Annotated in this window: 16 protein-coding genes and 1 pseudogene; all 17 read right to left on the bottom strand. The window is 47.9% G+C overall.

Features of this window, described 5'->3' with window-relative positions; all coding sequences use genetic code 11:
* Positions 1-39: 39 nt before the first annotated feature.
* A complete protein-coding gene (locus tag BUB44_RS11400) occupies positions 40-963 on the bottom strand; it encodes a methylenetetrahydrofolate reductase (protein WP_027357039.1) in 924 nt (307 codons plus the stop codon).
* A complete protein-coding gene (locus tag BUB44_RS11395; protein ID WP_027357040.1) occupies positions 960-1,631 on the bottom strand; it encodes a methylenetetrahydrofolate reductase C-terminal domain-containing protein in 672 nt (223 codons plus the stop codon). Before BUB44_RS11395 ends, BUB44_RS11400 begins: the two co-directional genes overlap by 4 nt.
* Complete coding sequence (locus tag BUB44_RS11390; protein ID WP_083543222.1) at positions 1,628-2,077, bottom strand: hydrogenase iron-sulfur subunit; 450 nt, start codon at positions 2,075-2,077, stop codon at positions 1,628-1,630. Before BUB44_RS11390 ends, BUB44_RS11395 begins: the two co-directional genes overlap by 4 nt.
* A gap of 3 nt (positions 2,078-2,080) precedes the next feature.
* On the bottom strand, positions 2,081-5,086 hold the full coding sequence (locus BUB44_RS11385) for a CoB--CoM heterodisulfide reductase iron-sulfur subunit A family protein (protein ID WP_073166442.1): 3,006 nt from the start codon (positions 5,084-5,086) through the stop codon (positions 2,081-2,083).
* Between the two features lie 132 nt (positions 5,087-5,218).
* Positions 5,219-6,445: a (Fe-S)-binding protein gene (locus tag BUB44_RS11380; protein ID WP_027357042.1), complete on the bottom strand. Its 1,227-nt coding sequence runs from the start codon at positions 6,443-6,445 to the stop codon at positions 5,219-5,221.
* 138 nt (positions 6,446-6,583) lie between these two features.
* Positions 6,584-7,423 (bottom strand): FAD/NAD(P)-binding protein, encoded by an 840-nt coding sequence (locus tag BUB44_RS11375; RefSeq protein ID WP_027357043.1) that lies wholly within the window; start codon positions 7,421-7,423, stop codon positions 6,584-6,586.
* Positions 7,420-8,442, bottom strand: a complete 1,023-nt coding sequence (locus tag BUB44_RS11370; protein ID WP_027357044.1) for a 4Fe-4S dicluster domain-containing protein — start codon at positions 8,440-8,442, stop codon at positions 7,420-7,422. The genes BUB44_RS11375 and BUB44_RS11370 overlap by 4 nt, the downstream gene beginning before the upstream one ends.
* Before the next feature lie 20 nt (positions 8,443-8,462).
* Positions 8,463-9,398 carry a 4Fe-4S dicluster domain-containing protein gene (locus tag BUB44_RS11365; protein WP_027357045.1) on the bottom strand — a complete coding sequence of 312 codons (936 nt, stop codon included), beginning with the start codon at positions 9,396-9,398 and terminating at the stop codon, positions 8,463-8,465.
* Between the two features lie 2 nt (positions 9,399-9,400).
* Positions 9,401-9,841 carry a hydrogenase iron-sulfur subunit gene (locus tag BUB44_RS11360; RefSeq protein WP_157833004.1) on the bottom strand — a complete coding sequence of 147 codons (441 nt, stop codon included), beginning with the start codon at positions 9,839-9,841 and terminating at the stop codon, positions 9,401-9,403.
* An 84-nt stretch (positions 9,842-9,925) separates the two neighbouring features.
* A complete protein-coding gene (locus tag BUB44_RS11355) occupies positions 9,926-10,813 on the bottom strand; it encodes a CoB--CoM heterodisulfide reductase iron-sulfur subunit B family protein (protein WP_027357046.1) in 888 nt (295 codons plus the stop codon).
* 22 nt (positions 10,814-10,835) lie between these two features.
* Entirely contained in the window at positions 10,836-11,390 is a 555-nt protein-coding gene (locus BUB44_RS11350; RefSeq protein ID WP_051618131.1) for a 4Fe-4S dicluster domain-containing protein, read from the bottom strand.
* Between the two features lie 17 nt (positions 11,391-11,407).
* Complete coding sequence (locus tag BUB44_RS11345) at positions 11,408-13,417, bottom strand: CoB--CoM heterodisulfide reductase iron-sulfur subunit A family protein (protein WP_027357048.1); 2,010 nt, start codon at positions 13,415-13,417, stop codon at positions 11,408-11,410.
* Between the two features lie 198 nt (positions 13,418-13,615).
* Positions 13,616-14,410: a methyltetrahydrofolate cobalamin methyltransferase gene (locus BUB44_RS11340; protein ID WP_027357049.1), complete on the bottom strand. Its 795-nt coding sequence runs from the start codon at positions 14,408-14,410 to the stop codon at positions 13,616-13,618.
* Positions 14,411-14,455: 45 nt separating this feature from the next.
* A complete protein-coding gene (locus BUB44_RS11335; protein WP_027357050.1) occupies positions 14,456-15,406 on the bottom strand; it encodes an acetyl-CoA decarbonylase/synthase complex subunit delta in 951 nt (316 codons plus the stop codon).
* Positions 15,407-15,452: 46 nt separating this feature from the next.
* A complete protein-coding gene (locus tag BUB44_RS11330) occupies positions 15,453-16,211 on the bottom strand; it encodes an ATP-binding protein (RefSeq protein WP_073166439.1) in 759 nt (252 codons plus the stop codon).
* 134 nt (positions 16,212-16,345) lie between these two features.
* Positions 16,346-17,683 carry an acetyl-CoA decarbonylase/synthase complex subunit gamma gene (gene acsC / locus BUB44_RS11325; RefSeq protein WP_073166437.1) on the bottom strand — a complete coding sequence of 446 codons (1,338 nt, stop codon included), beginning with the start codon at positions 17,681-17,683 and terminating at the stop codon, positions 16,346-16,348.
* A 117-nt stretch (positions 17,684-17,800) separates the two neighbouring features.
* Positions 17,801-18,395, bottom strand: a pseudogene (locus tag BUB44_RS11320) (acetyl-CoA decarbonylase/synthase complex subunit alpha/beta); the annotation flags it as partial.

Here is an 18,395-nt window from a genome sequence, read left to right as displayed (position 1 = left end):
TGTAAAACCCCCGCTTTACGCGGGGGTTCGATTTTTGCTTTATTCCACTTTGGGCCGCGGATAAAGTCCAGACCGTTCCACAATTTCCGGCACCACTTCTTCCCAGGCAATGGCCATAATATGGACACCGTGTACACCTGGAATGGTGCGGATATGCTTGATTTGTTCAATACAGATTTCAATGCCTTCCCGCTTGGGATCATCGGCTTTTTTAAGCCTTTCCACAATATCGTCGGGTACAATCATTCCTGAGACACTGGTTTGCAGGTATTTAGCTGCCCGCCAGCTCTTAAGGGGGGTGACTCCTGCCAGAATGTGTACCCGCTCGTGAATACCCCTTTCCCTCACCATTTCCATAAAGCGTTCGAAACGCTCCATGTCAAAGATACATTGCGTCTGTATGAACTCTGCCCCGGCCTCTACTTTTTTCTCCAGGCGGGCTACACGGAACTCAAATGGGTCCGCAAAGGGGTTGGCAACAGCCCCGATAAAGAAGCGTGGTTCATGTTCTTTAATGGGCTCACCGGAGAAGAATAATTTTTCATCACGCATGCGACGCATTAAATAAATTAATTGTATGGAATCAATATCGTAGACGTTTTTAGCCGACGGCTCATTACCAAATTTTTGATGATCGCCGGACAGGCAGAGCAAATTCCTGACTCCCAGGCTATAAGCACCCAGAAGATCACTCTGGATGGCAATACGATTCCTGTCACGGCAGGTCATCTGTACGATGGGTTCCAGACCACAGTCCAGGATGTGCACAGCGGATGCTATACTGGAAAGCCTTACGATGGCTGTCTGGCAATCAGTTATGTTGGTAGCATCCACATAGTCTTTTAGCATTTGGGCGTGATGGCGAATACCATGGGCGGACGCATGCTTGGGAGGTCCGATTTCTGCAGTTACCGCAAAATGTCCGCTATCGAGAAGCTTTTGCAGTTTGCTTTCTGTTTTCACCCGATCATCACATCCTCCCTGATGGCTTTGCGCGGTCCTCCGTCGCGGGATTTGGACCAGTCTTTGGGCGGCTGGATTTCCATTAACTTATCCAGCTTACCCAGAGCTTTCATCCGGTCGTAAATCAACTGCCAGGCACAGTCCACATCTTTACTGATTTCGCACTTGCCGTACTGGGAGCCACCACAGGGACCATTTAAAATGCTCTTGGAGCAGCGGATGATGGGGCATATACCGCCGGTACGGTGAAGAATGCAATCCCCGCAAAGGCCGCACCTTTCTTCCCATACCCCATGAGTTCTGGAACCGCCCACAAACATGGTATTCTGGGCAGGTACCACCCACTTATCATGGAATCGTTCCGCCAGATACTGTACACCTACACCACAGGCAAGGGAAATTATGGCATCAACGTCCTTGACCAGATTTTCCAGAGGTTCAATATATTCCGGGTCGCATTGCCTTGTGGCAGTTATTGTCACTGTTTCTAGAGGGTTACCCTGTAAACGGCGCATGATGCGCAGCGAGGAGGCCAGAACTTCAGTTTCTTTTTCGCCTCCCGAGAGGCAAACGGTAACGCAACCGGCACAACCAACAAGAAGAACTTTTTTGCAGTCCTCAATCATGGCGGCAATATCTTTAATTGGCTTTTGTTGTGCTATGATCATGCCACATCACCTTCTTTCCTTGACGTTCCCGCTTTATTCTTTCTTAATGGACTTGGACCCAGCTGGCGAATACGCTCGGTCATTTCATTGGCAATCTCTGCAAAACGGGGGCCCATGGCCGCCGAGAGATTATACATTTCCAGGCGATCGCCACCAAGGCCAATTTCATCCAGTAGTTTTTTCACGGCGTTAACCCGCTTTTTAGCACGATAGTTTCCTTTTTGGAAGTGGCAATCACCTTCCATGCAGCCTGCGACAAACACACCGTCGGCACCATCTTCAAAAGCTTGTAGCAGTACCCTGTGGTCAATGGTACCCGAACATGGCATTTCAATAATGCGGATATTGGATGAATATTGCAGTCGCATCGAACCTGCCAGGTCCGCTGCGGAGTAAGCTCAATAATGACAACAAAATGCGATGATTTTAGGTTCAAATTCCGCCACAGTTTATACCTCCTCAAATAAAGCTTTGCTCATTGACATTTGCATATGGTCTTTATAACCCTGTAGGGTAATGGCCTTGTTCGGACATTCCCCGGCACAAGTGCCACAGCCCTGGCAAAGCAGCGGTTCAATTTCAGCAGCGTAATTTCTAATTCTCGGTGCATTGTAAGGACATAACCTGACACATGTGAGACAGGCGGCACACTTATCCTGCTGAACTACTGCTACCATCCCATGGGATTCCAGATGATCTTTTCCGAGAACAGTAGATGCTCTGCCGGCTGCCGCTTTGGCCTGAGCAATGTTTTCTTCCAGATTTTTCGGTCCATGAGCCAGCCCGGCCATAAAAATGCCTTCTGAAGTGAAATCTACAGGCCGCAATTTCATATGAGCTTCGAGGAAGAAACCATCTTCATTTAAAGGAACTTTGAAGAGCTGACTGAGCTTACGGTTGCTGGAAGAAGGTACAATAGCTGCTGCAAGGCCAATGACATCGGCAGAAATTACTACCGGTACTCCAAGAACATGATCGGTTACGGTAACTTTAAGGGCGCCGTTTTCATTTTCAACCCGCGGCTTGTTTTCGGGGGTGTAACGGATAAATATTACTCCTTTACGACGGGCTTCCTGGTAATAGTCCTCCAGGAAACCATAGGTACGGATATCCCTGTAAAGTACGAATACGCTGGCTGATGGATTCTTTTCTTTGAGTTTTAATGCCAGCTTTACGGATTTACCACAACATACCCGGCTGCAGTATGGTCGCTCCGGTTCCCGGGAGCCAACGCACTGGATGAGTACAAATGTTTTGCCGTTTTCAATGCGCGGGTCGCCTTTATCCAGTGCCTCTTCCAGCTCAAGCTGGGTAAATACACGCTCGCTTTCACCGTAAAGATATTCTGCAGGTTTATACTCTTCACCGCCGGTGGCAATTATAGTTACACCATGTTGCAATTCTTTTCCGTTTGTCAGGGTGGTGACAAAATTGCCTACGTAACCAGCAGTTGTCTGAACTTCTGCTCCCAGGTGAACCTCAATATTAGAGTGGGATAGCACTTTATTTACAAGATCATTTAAGAATGGCTGTACTTCTTCTCCTTTTAACCCCTGCCTGATTCGTCTGGCCACTCCGCCCAGTTGCTGTTCCTTTTCTACCAGGTGCACCCTATAGCCTAAATCGGCCAGCGAGAGGGCACTGGTCATACCCGTTACACCGCCACCGATCACCAGGGCGGCTTTGGTTACGCCGGCAACGATTTGAGAAACTGGCTCCAGAAGGGCAGCCTTGGCTACCACCATTTTAACCAGGTCTTTGGCTTTTTCTGTGGCCCTGTCCGGCTCGTGCATATGCACCCACGAACACTGGTCGCGGATGTTGGCCATTTCAAAAAGCGCCCGGTTAAGCCCTGCTTCCCGAACAGTTTCCTGGAAAAGGGGCTTATGGGTTCGCGGACTGCACGAGGCAACCACTACCCGGTTTAATCCGTATTCTTCTATAATCTGCTTCATTGATGCCTGGCTGTCCTGGGAGCATGCATAGAGATACTCGCCGGCATAAACTACATTGGGCAAGTTTCTGGCCATTTCTACTACTTCGGGAACATTAACCACACTGCCAATGTTCACACCGCAGTGACAGACAAAAACACCAATGCGCGGTGGCTCCCCGCTGAAGTCCTTCTCTGGAGGAAATTCTTTTTCTTTTACCAGCGTGTTCCGTGCTTCTGCCAGGAGGCTGGCTGAAGCACCTGCTGCTGCACTGGCTTGCATTACTGTTTCCGGAATATCTTTGGGAGCGCTGAATGCGCCGGCAATGAAAATACCCGGCTTATTTGTTCCTACGCCAGTGAGAGGTGCAGGTTCTGCAAACCCGTATTTGTTTACCTCGAGTCCTACTTTTTGGCATAATTCTGCTATTTCAGGAGATGGTTCAAGGCCAACGGACAGAACCACCAGATCAAATTCTTCTTCCCGAATGGTACCGTCTTCTTCGGCATAGCGAATACGCAGATTTTTGCTTTCATCGCCTACTTCTGTAATATCATAAACTCTCGACCGAATAAATCTAACCCCTAGCTCATCCTTTGCCCGGTTATAATATTTTTCAAATCCTTTACCATAGGTACGCATGTCCATGTAAAAGATGGTTGTTTCTAATGGTTCCTTGCTGTGTTCCTTTGCAATAACTGCTTCCTTAATAGCATACATGCAGCATACTGAAGAACAATAACCGTGATCTATCCGGCAGTTACGGGAACCAACGCATTGAATCCAGGCAATTCGCCGGGGTTCTTTATTATCGTAAGGTCTAACCAGGTGACCCTGGAACGGGCCGGAAGCGCTGAGAATACGTTCGAACTCAAGGCTGGTTAATACGTTAGGAAATTTACCATATCCATAGTAAGTTAACTGGCTGGGGTCAAATTTTTGAAATCCCGGGCAAAGAACAACAGCTCCTACATTGAGCTCGATGATTTCTTCCTCCATGGAGTGGTCAATGGCACCGGCCTGACAGGCTTCCTCGCAGGCACCGCATTCGATACAATGTTCCTTGTTAATAACGTAGGCATTGGGAAAAGCCTGGGCGTAAGGTTTATATATGGCCTTGTGTTCTCCAATTCCCTGGTCAAATTCCGAGGGAACGTCAATTGGACAGGCTTCTGCGCATTCACCACATCCTTTACACTTGTCCACGTGAACATAACGGGGGCGCTGGCGGATAGTTACTGTAAAATTTCCCGCCTCTCCCTGAATATCCACCACATCGGCACAGGTGTACGTTTTAATGTTTAAATGACGACCACATTCCACCAACTTCGGGGAAAGGATGCACATAGAGCAGTCATTAGTGGGAAAGGTTTTATCCAGCATAGGCATGGTACCGCCAATGGCTGGCGAGCTTTCCACCAGGTATACAAGATAGCCTGATTCAGCAAGATCCAGAGAGGCCTGGATTCCCGCAATGCCCCCTCCCACCACCAGTACCGACCCTACTTTGCTATTGCTCATTAAACATCACATCCGTCCTTTCCTGAATAATAATTATTTGGATATTGTTTGAATAATAGTTATTTTTTAGTTTTCATTGAAGTACAATCCACTGGTTGAAATGAATTTCATGTATATTTTTTTCAAGTATAACTAAGATTGTGATTTTTCTTCGGAAATAATCAATGCCCTTTCTACAAGGCTACATATGTGCTCCATCTTCATCCCCAGCTGGTAATGCTTATTAAGATCGTTGAACTGGTCCATGCAGTTGTGGCAGGGTATGGCTACAACCTTAGCTCCCGTGGCTCGAAGCTGGTCCGCCTTACGTTTACCTTTTATTAAACGCTGCTCTGTATATTCAGGCATAGCCAGGGCACCGCCGCCAGCACCGCAGCAATAATTCCAGCGACCGTTGGGAAACATCTCTCTGAAGTCCGTTACTGCTGCTTTTAATACCCTGCGTTGTGGTTCGATTATTCCTTCCTTGCGCACCAGGTTGCAGGGGTCATGAAGGGTAACTGGTTCGGGATTTCTGGAAGGGTCAAGCTTAATCCGGCCCTGCTGTATCCATTCATCCAGTACCTCTAGAATGCTTCGGATGGGAAATTGGGGACCTTTCCAGAAAGTACGGTAACCCCAGCGCACTGAACGGAAGGCGTGCCCGCATTCGGTGATAACCAGCTCCCTGGCTTTTAACCGTACTACTTCTTGAAGCATTGGTTCGGTAATTTTCCAGAAATCTTCGTCCTTACCACTAAAAAGAGCCAGGTTTGTGGCATCCCACTTTTGAGAACTCAAGGTATAATTAACTCCGGCAGCGTAGAAAATTTTTAAGATTTTTTGTAACTCGTTTGGATAATATTTAACCTCCCGGGCATTGAAACCAAAAAGGAAATCAGCTTCTTTCACATCGATGGGAATACGATAATTGGGATCATTTAATTCAGCCTGCAGTTCTTCCTGAAGCCATTCCAGGGTTTCTAAATATTCATCGGGTTGTACATCCATCTGGTTTCCGGACTTAAGAGTATCGTCAACTACTTTCTGCAGAAAACCGGGTGAATCGGTACGAAAATAACCGCGAATGGTTCTGGTTACAGCAGCGATATTTACACCCATGGGGCATTCTACCGTACACCGCTCACACATTGTACAATACCAGATAAAGGGATCCTTTAAAATTTCTTCCCGCATCCCCAGGATTACCCTGCGCAACATTTTACGGGGATCGTTGCTGGGATGAAGGTCAGAAAAAACACAGCCGGCTGTACAGGCACCGCACGTTAAGCAATTGGCAAAGTCCAAACTTTTCATCTTTTCCGCTAACTCATCCCGGAAAGCGGGATCTAAGTCAGCAGCCAAAATAGCTTTCACCATGGAACCCTCCCCTAAAGGCTTTTTGACCATCCCACACACAATAAGCCCTCCGGTTCTGCGCCGGACCTTATCAGGCCGGCACAGACCGGAGTTAATATTTTTCTCTATATTTATCTATCAAATAATTTTAATCTCTATTTAATATTCGTTCGGCAATTGATTAAGTTGTGCTCGTGTAAAGACCGGGCCATCTTTGCAAACATATTTATTTCCCACATTACATCTACCGCACATGCCAATACCACATTTCATCCGGTTTTCCAGGGACATAATAATCCGTTCCGGTGGGAAGCCCAGTTCTTCAAGTACTGGCATGGTAAATTTGATCATCACCGGTGGACCACAAATAACAGCATAAGCGTTATTCGCACTGGGAGCTACTTCTTTAGTTACTGCCGGCACAAAACCTACCCGACCATTCCATCCTTCAACCGGACGGTCTATGGTACAGACAAGATTAATATCCGAACGCTTTTCCCATTCCGCCAGCTCTTCCTTGTAAAGCAGTAGACCGGGGTTACGGGCACCATATATAACTGTTAAATCTCCGTAATCCCCCCTGTGTTCGGGATGAAGAATGTAAGTTATCAGCGATCTTAATGTGGTGAAAGCAAAGCCACCACCTATTACTACCAGGTTTTTACCTTTAAACTCTTCCAGAGGGTAATTGTTACCCAGCGGTCCCCGTACGCCCAGAATAGTGCCTTCTGGAAGCTGGTGCAGAGTTGTGGTTACCACGCCTACTTTAGCCACTGAAAATTTCAGGTGGCCGGGTTCTGTAGGCGAGGAGGCAATACCGAAAGGTGCCTCACCTGTACCAAATACAGAAACCTCGGCAAACTGGCCAGGCAGATATTGGAACGATTTTTCATCTTCTTCTCTCAGGAATTCCAGGGTAAAGGTATGAATAAGATTGTCCTCAGTTTCAATAAAGTTTTTTACCAGCCGCATGGGAAGTGGAAGATAGGGGTTTTTCATTGTTTATCAGACCTCACTTCCAATCCCTGGATCTCCGCCAGCACTTCCCGGATATCCAGATTAACAGGGCAATTTATAATACACCTGCCACAGCCAACACACGCCACAGCATTGAAGTTATCCACAAAATATTTAAATTTATGCATTACCCGTTGACGGAACCGCTCTTTGCCCGTCGGCCGCGGGTTATGACCGGAACCGTGGAGGGTAAACAGCGGGAACATGCATGCATCCCAGTTGCGTATGCGGCAACCTTCTTTTCCTTCAGCTTCGTCGACAATATCAAAACAGTGACATGTTGGACACGAATAAGTACAGGCGGCACAACCCAGGCATTTTTCATGAATTAGATCCCAGATGGGATCATAGAAGATAACATCCAGTTTAGCCTTTAAGCCGTCCAGGTTAATACAGGTTGAAAGTGCTGCCCCTTCCTTCACCCTTCGAGCGGCTTCCTGGGCCTCGGGTTCGGCGGCAGGCAAATTCAGCCCGGATAGCAATTCCTGGCCTTTCTCTGTGACAACTTCAACCACATACCGGTTACCAATATCAACAAGTAAAATATCTAACCCTTCAGAAGCGAAGGGCCCACCCCCCAGGGATGTACAGAAGCATGTGGTTGCCGGTTGATTACACCCGAGACCCACCAGTACGGTATTTTTTCTTCTGTTTAAGTAATACGGATCCTGGTATTTATCATTATTGAAGACGTTATCGAGCAATAGAAAACCTTTGGCGTCACAAGGTCTTAACCCGAATATTACCTTCTTGCTTTCATCTATTTTCTCCTCAAGCTGGATGCCCTCATTTTCATGACGATAGCAAAAGAGTTTTTCAGAACGTGGGAAAAGTACTTCCTTAGGCGGAACTTTGGTATTGGTATAATTTAAAGTAACCTGATTACCGGAACTAATTTCTTTGAAAGTGTAATGATCGCCATCTTTTACCGGGGCAAAAACCTTATAGGTATCTATTAGCTGATTTAACCAGTTGGCGAGCTGGTCTTGATTTAAAATCAACACTCTTCTCACCTCCCGCCTTAATTTATGGTACTAATCGGAGCAGCCAGCGGAGGTTTTTGATCCAGCCTGATCCCCGCGGTATAACCAAATAATTCTTGAACATCTTTAACCATTTTACGGGTTAAAGTGCGCAGGTTAATTCCCATGGGACAGGCACGATCACATGCTCCACAATCCACGCAACGCCCCGCCAGGTGAAGTACCCTTACAGCCTGGAAAAATATGTTGTCCTGTGTATTTAAAGATGACTTGCTCAGCCACTGGGGCATTGAGCAATCAGCAAAGCATTCTTCACAATAGCACATGGGACAGGCCTGACGGCAGGCGTAGCAGCGAATACACCTGGATAGTTCTTCTTGGAAATAAGCCCATTTTTCTGCTGGCGTTTTTGCTTCAAATTCTTCCACATCAGTAAAACATGCGTTTTCTTTAACCGGGACCGGTTCACCTATCAGGATATCGGACAGCACCGGATTGGGATGCTGGCAATTCAAGCAGGTATCATAAAGCAGTTGATTCAGGGGAATAATTTCCCTAAACTCTCTCCCTTTTAATATAACTTGACCGTCTTTTACTTCTCCCTCCAGCAGCTCTCTTCCTGCTAACAATCGGGTTATTTTTTTACGGTCAATCATACCCTGGCATGGTACGCCAATAATTACCAGTTTATTGCGGTCGATTTGATTTTCTTTAATAAGTTCTACTATGGAACGAGTATCGCATCCTTTGGCTATTACAGCTATTTTTTCTGGTCGCTTGCGGAGGTAGTTGGCCAGGTTATTTTCACATCCATAACCCCATATCAGCTTTTGTACATCATCTGGTTGGCGAACAAAACACGGGGTATTGCGTAAGGGAAGGCTCCCCCTGGCAAAACCCACTACCACATCAACTTCTTTATTTAGCAGGAGATTTTTTGCCGTCTCTTGAATCGCTCTGGTAATATCATCCATGCTTATAACACCCCGCTTTCTCTACCCGAAGATAAACGCAGCGGATTGGGTCCCAGTTCCTGCAGTTGAGCAGTAAATTCATTAATTGTCTCTGCAAATTTCGCTCCTTCCGATGCGGAAATCCAGGCTAGCCGGAACCTGTCCTGCTCGATTCCCAGAGCACCCAGGAGTCGCTGGGTAACCTTGGCGCGTCTTTCAGCGTTATAATTGCCACTACCATAGTGGCAGTCTCCGGGGTGTCACCCACCCACCAGAACACCATCAACACCGGTAAAGAGGGCTTTCAGTATGAACATAGGGGAAACCCTTCCTGAGCAGGGCACCCTTATTATTGTTACGTTGGGAGGATACTGGAATCTCAATGAACCGGCGAGGTCCGCTCCTGCGTAACTACACCAGTTACAGAGAAAAGCAATGATTTTTGGTGCAAATTGTTTCTCCATTATCTTTTTCACTCCTTTCAAAGCGAAGCATGAATAATCCTTTCTTTGCAGGTGTTAATTATTGGTGGCGAATAGACTGTTTTGTTACCCCACGATTCTTTCAATGATGGGTTTAACGTTTGTCTTTGCCAGGCCGGTAACCTTCTCCGGATCAGCTCCCAGACATAATGCCAGGACCTGCATGTAATGGAGAACAGGAATTTCAAAATTAATTTTCTTACTGTTGCGTAGAAATTCCTGGGCCGTATCAAGCTGGATTAAACAGGAACTGCAACCAGTTACAATAAGGTCTGGATTAACTTCACTCTTCATGGAGAGAAGTTTTCTTTCAACAAGTTTTAAAGATTTTTCCATATCAGTACTCCGCATGGCACCCATACCGCAACAGTCGATTAGACGGGTATAATGACCGACTGTTGCTCCCAGGGCTTCGCACATTTCCTTCAATACCCTGGGATGGAAGGGATCTTCTTCTTTGTCATAATAGACCTTGCTTGGCCACAGGGTATGGCATCCCGGCTGCAGAGCTACTTTAAGGCCATCGAGCTTATATTTAATAGCTTCTTTAATTTTGTCAGGGCCCAGTTCATGATAAAGATAATAGAATGTTAACCTTACATTGCTGGTTCCCTTATATTCCCTGCCAAAATCCTTAAGAATATTATTGACCTGTTCCTTAATTTCTGGATGTGTATCCATCTTATATTTTGATTCAGCCAGGCTTCCATAACAGCTACCGCAAACTGTTACTATGTCCAGGCCTTTTTCTTCGGCAATGGTATGGTTCCTGGCTCCAACGACACACCAGCCTACCACATCTACAGATGGCATCGTTCCCCAGCTGGGGCAGCATGACTGCCCTTCCAGGTTGTCCAGCTCTATACCAAGTGCGGGGAACGCGTAACGAACTGCCTGTTCCAAATCCGGCCTGTTGAAGGCAGTGTTGCAGCCGACAAAGAAACCTACTTTCATTGGCTACACCTCGCAAGTTTCCTTATACGCCGGGCTCTTCCATGGGGATAATTCCCAGCTCGGCCAGGGCTGTTTTTCTTAAAATTGCCTGCAGTTCCTTTAAAGCTTCCGGGTTGGCAACTGTGGAAGGGGGCTTTTCTGGTAGACCCACTTTATTTCGTGTATTACCGGCACCTGCCAGATAAACAGCATGTCCGGTATCGTATAAAGATTTAAGACCCTCGATGGATAATGTTGGCAGAGCAAACTCCCTTATTGCCACCCGCCTCATGGCTTGAATAATTTCAAAGGGATTAACTTCCCGCGGGCAAATTTCCGTGCAGCGATTGCATGACTGGCAAGCCCAGATGGATGAATCGTCTAACAGAGCATCCCGCAATCCCATAAGAACTGCCTGAATAACCCGTTTGTTAAAGAAGGAAAAACCAGCCAGCGCCAGAGGACAGGCGGCGGCACACTTGGCGCACTGGATACATTCCAGTAGCTCCTCGCCGCCTAATTCCCTGATTTCATTGGCCAGACTGGAATCGCCTTCCGAGAGATTAATTATATCGGCCACTGCTTGCTCATTAGTCACCCCTGATCACCCCCAACTCAGCTGGCCAGAGCCTTAATCTGCGCAAAAATCTGGGTATTGGTAAAGCCGTGCAGTGTAATAACTCCCGATGGGCATGCTGCCGCGCAAATACCACAGCCGGCACATAAAGCTTCATCAATTTTGGAGTGCAACTTACCTTTATCTTCCACCAGGCTAATTGCTGAGTATGGACACAGCTGTACGCAGGTTCCGCAGCCAGAGCACTTCCGCTGGTTAACTTCTGAAATTAACGGCTCAACTATTACCTTGCCCAGTGTGAGTGGTACTGCGGCTGCTGAGGAAGCAGCGCGTGCCTGGGAAACAGATTCGGGTATATCTTTGGGACCCTGGGCACAACCAGCAATATAAATACCCTTCACTGATGTTTCTACGGGATAGAGTTTGGTGTGCAACTCCTTCAGGAAGCCTTCACTGCCACAGGTGATACCCATTTTACGACCCAGTTCCTCCAGAGCAGGGGCAGGTTCGATGGCCGTGGCTAAAACCACCAGATCTGCCTCCAGTTCCACAGGTGCACCAAGGTCGACATCAAAGGCCCGCACTCTCAAACGATCACCTGGCAGTTCATCCACAGCACCGACACGACCGCGAAGCATCCTGATACCAAGATTGCGGCAGTAGTTATAATACTCCTCGAAGTCTTTACCACCCGTTCGCACATCGATGAAGAAGATGTAAATATTTATGTTAGGATATTTTTCTTTGATTAACCTGGCTTCTTTTAACATGTACATGCAGCAGACCTTGGAACAATAGGTATGGAACCTTTTATCACGACTTCCCACACACGAGATAAAAGCAATGGTTTTGGGTTTTTCACCATCCGAAGGACGCTTCAATTGACCATCCGTTGGACCGGTTGCCGAGAGGATGCGCTCAAGTTGCATAGCAGTAATAACATTGGGTGATTGCGGAGAATATTCTTTAAAAGGCTCTTTGTCCATTACTTTATAGCCTGTGGCTATAATAATGGTGCCTACATTAAGCTCAATGAGCTCGCCTTCAGGATTATAAGCCCTTGAACGGTCACACGCCCCGGTTTTACAGGCTTTTTCACAGGGAGCAAGAATGGGTTCGCCTGTTTTGGAATGAATTCTTGGCTGGGTACCCATGACCCGCTTTGCACAGTTCAAACAGTGCTCTATATCCACAACGGCCCGTTTAGGTACAGCCTGTGGGAATTCAATGTAAATAGCTTTGCGGTTATTCATCCCCTCATTGAATTCATTGGGAACTTTGGCCGGGCAGGCATTTACACAGTCACCGCACCCCGTACACTTATCCCAATCAATATAAGTCTGTTTCTTTCTTACCTTCACTTTAAAATTACCTACAGATCCTTCTACAGATTCAACTTCGGAATATGTTAATAATTCGATATTAGGATGGGTTCCCACCTGGACCATAATAGGGGTTAAGATACAGGCTGAACAGTCGTTGGTGGGGAAAGTTTTATCGAGTTTAGCCATGTTACCTCCCACGGAGGGGTTCTTTTCTACCAGATAAACTTTATAACCCATATTGGCCAGATCCAGTGCTGCGAACATACCGGATACTCCGCCGCCAACGACCAGCGAGGCACGGGTTACCTCTACGAATCTGTCCTCCAGCGGTTCCAGGTAAGCCGCCTTTGCTACCGCACTGGCTACCAGTTTTTTGGCTTTTTCTGTTGCTCCCTCTTTATCCTGCCAGTGAGGCCAGCTGTCCTGATCGCGGATATTAGCCATTTCCAGTAGATACTTATTAAGCCCGCCGTCCTCCACTGCTTTACGGAATATCGGTTCATGCGTGCGGGGAGTACAGGCTGCTACCACTACCCGGTCAATGAGTCCGTTTCTAATATCCTGCTTGATCAATTCCTGGCCCGGATCTGAGCACATAAACAGGTAATTACGTGCCAGCACAACACCGGGAAGTTGTTCGGCGTATTTTCTCACCTCTTCTACATTTACGGCACCAGCGATATTCTCGCCACAATGGCAGATGTAGACGCCAATTCTGGGCACTATATCCCCTCCCCTACAGAGCGAAATAAAAAGAAGTCCTGCCAGCTCCCCTTGCAGAGGATACCTTAAATGAACATCAGGTAATATAATTCGTCCACATAACTTGCAAATCCTGCAAGTTTCCTTAAAATTTTTCGAAATGAACCAAGGGGAAAACGGCCGTAAAAGACCGCTTTCCCCTTCCCAGGTTTGTGTTTTTTACCTTTGTCTGAAAGTCTTCAGGAAAGAATCGCAATAAATGTCTTTGTTTAAAAGTATGTTGGCAGCAGCCACGGCGTCCAGCAGCTCCTGATCTTCCAGGTCAGCAATAGCTGAGTCTAATCCCGCAGCCATACACATGATCAAAAATGTCCTGTTGATCAGGTGACGGTTGGTGCAACGCTGAGAAGCGTTGCTCAGTCCCAGGGTGGTCCGGGGAGGCGGGTCGGCCAGGGTTTTTACCTGACGTATGGCTTCCAGCACTTCCGGACCATGATCTTGAGCCACGTTACAGGGCAGCATCAGGGGATCGATATACAGATCTTCCATGGGGATACCGTGGGCGTCAGCATTAACCACAATTTCCATGGCCAGGGCTACCCGGTCAGCTGCACTTTTAGGTACACCTTTTTCATTCATGGCCAGGCCTATAATGGCGGCATTATATTTTTTGGCCATAGGGAAATATATATCCATTTTCCACTGATCGGCAGTGGTGGAGTTAATCATAGCCTTACCTTTATGAACAGCCAGCCCGGCCTCAATAGCTTCTGGATTTGTAGAGTCAATGCAGCAGGGCAGGGGTACGGTTTCCTGAGCAATCTTAACCAGCCACTCCATTACCGCCGGCTGGTCCTTGGGGTCTACGGTCGGGCCGGTGTTAATATCCAGGTAAGCGGCACAATTTTCATACTGGCGTCTGGCCCAGTAGCGGATGGGTTCCGGGTCCTTGTTTAATATGGCTTCCCGGATATCTTTAAACATACCGTTGATCCGCTCACCAATGAGGATCATACCTTTTACACCTTCCTTTTATTTTATTAAAATTTATAAACCACCTTAGTAGGCATTGGATTGCATTAACTTATCAATATGGGCCCGGAATTGCTTTAAAGATTCCGGGTGACGCATAACAAACAGGGAGCCACCCGCCTGGGCGAAAGCGACGGCAGTAATTAATTCCCACAGAATGGCCCGGCGCTCCTGTTCCCCCCATTCAGGTGCTTCTTCTGTTGTACTCTTGGCTTCTTTAGTTTTCCAAACTTCCTGCCCTAGCAGACAAATAACCGGCATGGCCATCATCTTATCACCGGTAAGGGCACCAATGCGAGTCCGTTCCATAATGGAATAAGCGTATTCAATTCCGTAACCCAGCGCACCTACCGAAGGGTCTATAACAATGCGATTGGCAGGCAGGTTCATTTCTGTGATTAAAATGTTAAGCTGCTTTTCCAGGTTAATGTCCAGTGGGGTGGATGCAATGATATTATGACCATGTACTATACAGGCAGCGGTAATGGTCTTGTAATTTTCCTGGGTGGCACAGCCCAGGAGGAAATTGCGACCGGCAAGGACCTCGGCAACCTTTTCCAGTACCTGGGCATCCTTTTCTTCTACGCCACACCCCAGAATAATTAGCGGAACATTAACTGCGTCGGCCACCGCTTTGGCCAGCTGGGCGCACTCCTCCGGTGTGCTGTTCTTATTATCAGGATGTGCACTGACAAGGCTTAAGCAGACCAGATCTGCTCCGTATTCAACGCATTTTTTTGCCCAGGCTACGGGATCATTTAATACACCAGCATAAGCGCTGGTCAGAATTTCCGGCCAGTTGGTAGGCTCCATATCCCATACTTCCAGGGCTATAGCCGGCCGGTTGGGCATTTCACCTTCGAAATGCAGGAAAGGGAGAGTACTTTCGCCACCTATTTTAACAACGTTTGGCTCTGTTCCTAGGACTACTTCTCCAACTTTATTGGTCCATCTTTCTTTAACTATAGTAACGGCCATGGCAGACGCTCCTTTCACATTAAATTGGGGTAAGAAGAGCACTCTTTTACAGGATAGCGGCTTTCTGCATAATTTTTGTTACAGCAGTTACCACCGGTGAATCGTCGGGTAGTTCAGCCAGCGGTTTCCCCTGCAGATCATACTGGAAGACCTGTTCATCCTGTGGAATAGTACCGATCAGCTCAAGACCTGTTTTCTTGATTTCGCTCTCCAGGGTTTCCATTGTACCATTGTTAACTTTACTTACAACCAGGTACATTTTCTTGATTTGCAGCGCCAGGTTCTCGACCAGTTCCTTTACCCGACCAGCCGAGCGGATGCCCCGGACGCTGGCGTCGCTGGTTACAAAAAGTATATCTACATTTTCTGTGGTGCGGCGGCTCAAATGTTCCAGCCCGGCTTCATTATCCATTACCACATAGGCATAATTGTTGCTTAGCTCCTGCATGAAGCCCCGCACCAGATTATTGACGAAGCAATAGCAACCTGGACCCTCCGGGCCACCCATTACCAGGAGATCTACATCATCTCCTTCAGCTAAAGATTGATGTATACGAAACGCCAGATACTGATCTTTGGTCATGCCTGCTGGAAGAGGTTCCAGGTTATTGTTAATCCGGGCCATAATATCTGCAATGGTATCTTCCACATCAATGCCTAAAGCTTCGTTCAGGTTGGCGTTAGCATCAGCATCTACAGCCAGGACGGGCCCTTTTCCTGCCTGGATAAGTTGCCTGATTAAGAGTGCCGCTAGTGTGGTTTTACCCGTACCACCTTTACCGGCAATGGCAATGGTAAAGGCCATCCGTACCACTTCCCTTCGTGAATATTGTTCCGTTTTGTTTGGTTCCGGTAGCGGAAATGTTGGTTATATGCCAGGCAGTGATGATGGGGTTTGAATTTGCCCGACCTGTAATATATGGCAGGAACGCCGCTTGATTAGACATTCCAGCGCAGTTTCAGGAAAGAAGGAATAGCTGCTGATTCCCGCGGCCCTACCAGCACTTCCCAACCGGAAAGCTCTTGCAGCTTGCCGCTTAACACGGCAACGCCTCCGGGGATAATAACCTTGCGATGGGATACCTTTTCGGCAATCCCGGATTCTTTGAGCATCTCGGCAATTTTCTCTGCGGTAAATTTCCCGGCAGCCCATCCGGTAAGAACGGAAATGCCGTCGGTGTCTACTGCGAGAATATAACCGGGTACCCGGCTGGCTTCCACATCTCCGGCCACGCAGAAATAGGTAAGGGAGAAGTTTGTCGTAACGTATACCGGGGCATCGGGTCCGGGGTTGCCAATTTCGTAGATCTTGGATTCTACCGCAATTGGCTTTTGTGGATCTGTGTAGATGTTCAGCCGCAGAGTGATCAGAGGTAGAATGTCTGCCGGATCGGCCGTTTGAAGTACCACAATACCCGCATATTTACAAATATACACAGCAGCATCGGCCACAGCCTGAACCGGATCATCGTTGGTGACAAAGGTAATGGTTGGATAACCGAAGGGACGGAAGCGTTTTAAAGCCTGGCGGCGAATCTGGGTTTGATCGGCCAGCACTTTATGAACTTCCCGGGCCCCTGAATCTAAAATCAATTGTTTGTGACCCAGGGCCGTTACTTTTTCCACTAACTCAGCCAGCTCATTGAGGTCGGCACCTTTGACCACCAGGGGTGCTTCATACTTTTTGGCCAGTGCAGTCATACCTTCGTAGTTGGATGCAGTAGCTCCACAAAGCAGCGGCTTTTTGCCCCCTACGGCTTCAAGAGCCTTTTCCATGGCAGCCGTGTCTTCAGTTATTAAAATGAGAGGATAATCAGTGTTTTCTGATGCTAGTTTTGCTGCTGCGGCGAATTTACCTGCATCACCGGAATCGTTGGTGATTGCTACCAGGTTGACATTATGAAGCTGCCCCACCCGATCAAAGATAAGTTTATTGATCTGGCTTACCCTGGCGGTAATTTCATCTTCGCTGGCGGTATCGCTTAACGTAATGGCAATTCCTGCAGGATGCTCAAAGCGCTTGTCGTGACGGAAAAGTACGGTTTCATTACCCAGGGTGAGTTCTTTCTCGCCTGTTCCGATTTTTACCAGGGCAACGGGAGGAGCCGATGCAGCACCCAGTGCTTCCTTTGCTGCTTCGCTTACGTGGGGGCATTGATCGAGGCCAGCTTTCCCAGCTGCCATGGCCATGGCGAATGCCAGGCAGGTCGGATGACCACAGTCCTTGCAGTTGGTCTTGGGTAGTTGCTTAAAAATTTCCAAACCTGTTAAACCCATTCTCCTATTCCCCTTTCTTTTTCATTTTCAATTTAATAACACATACCCGGAGGACACCTATATTATACAGGTGTCCTCCTGGGATATGTTTATTTCTAGCTCCGGATAAGCCAATTTTTACAGCAGCGGAGGCATGCTCAGGGCCGGGTGTCCCTTTTCCTCCAGGAAGGGCAGGATCTCCTCGCCGCTGGTGCCCACGGTTTCATCGGCAATCTTGTCGACGAAGTCCCTGCCCAGGCCGGCTGCCTCGGCGGCTTCCTCCAGCTGCGGCCGCAGCTGTTCTTTCAGGGCCTTGGGCATCCACACCAGCCGGGCCAGGCCGCCGTCGGCCGGGACGAACTTGCGGGAAGCCAGGTAGGATTTACTGATACCCATGAAGCCGGGCATCTGGGCACCGCCGCCAATGGTGCCGGCCATGGTGGAGAAGGTCATCCCCGAGGGGGTCATACCGCTGTGTTCCCGGTTGACCACCATGAAGCCGTTGCATTCCGGCACCATGGCCAGGATGCACTCGAAGCAGCCGCAGGAAGTCATGGGATATTCCATGATGGTGTAGAAGTTGACTGCCTCGATGGTACGCTGGGAGTTGTTGTAGACAAATTCGTTGACCGACTTCCACTGCCCCTTGACCGGATCGATCAGCCCCTCCAGCTTGATGGGCTGGTTCGGCCCGTGGGGGTTGATTTCATAGGAAGCCTTGGCATCCAGCCAG

The sequence above is a fragment of the Desulfofundulus australicus DSM 11792 genome (genome assembly GCF_900129285.1).
GTDB classification, from domain to species: Bacteria; Bacillota; Desulfotomaculia; order Desulfotomaculales; family Desulfovirgulaceae; genus Desulfofundulus; species Desulfofundulus australicus.
Note: the sequence above shows the minus strand (reverse complement) of the source record. Positions and strands in the feature narration are given on the sequence as shown.

Bases quoted from the DNA above. Each gene is read 5' to 3' on its own strand.
- BUB44_RS11395 (WP_027357040.1), bottom strand. From the start codon at position 1,631: ATGATCATAGCACAACAAAAGCCAATTAAAGATATTGCCGCCATGATT.
- BUB44_RS11385 (WP_073166442.1), bottom strand. From the start codon at position 5,086: ATGAGCAATAGCAAAGTAGGGTCGGTACTGGTGGTGGGAGGGGGCATT.
- BUB44_RS11380 (WP_027357042.1), bottom strand. From the start codon at position 6,445: ATGGTGAAAGCTATTTTGGCTGCTGACTTAGATCCCGCTTTCCGGGAT.
- BUB44_RS11375 (WP_027357043.1), bottom strand. From the start codon at position 7,423: ATGAAAAACCCCTATCTTCCACTTCCCATGCGGCTGGTAAAAAACTTT.
- BUB44_RS11365 (WP_027357045.1), bottom strand. From the start codon at position 9,398: ATGGATGATATTACCAGAGCGATTCAAGAGACGGCAAAAAATCTCCTG.
- BUB44_RS11355 (WP_027357046.1), bottom strand. From the start codon at position 10,813: ATGAAAGTAGGTTTCTTTGTCGGCTGCAACACTGCCTTCAACAGGCCG.
- BUB44_RS11340 (WP_027357049.1), bottom strand. From the start codon at position 14,410: ATGATCCTCATTGGTGAGCGGATCAACGGTATGTTTAAAGATATCCGG.
- BUB44_RS11335 (WP_027357050.1), bottom strand. From the start codon at position 15,406: ATGGCCGTTACTATAGTTAAAGAAAGATGGACCAATAAAGTTGGAGAA.
- BUB44_RS11330 (WP_073166439.1), bottom strand. From the start codon at position 16,211: ATGGCCTTTACCATTGCCATTGCCGGTAAAGGTGGTACGGGTAAAACC.
- acsC (WP_073166437.1), bottom strand. From the start codon at position 17,683: ATGGGTTTAACAGGTTTGGAAATTTTTAAGCAACTACCCAAGACCAAC.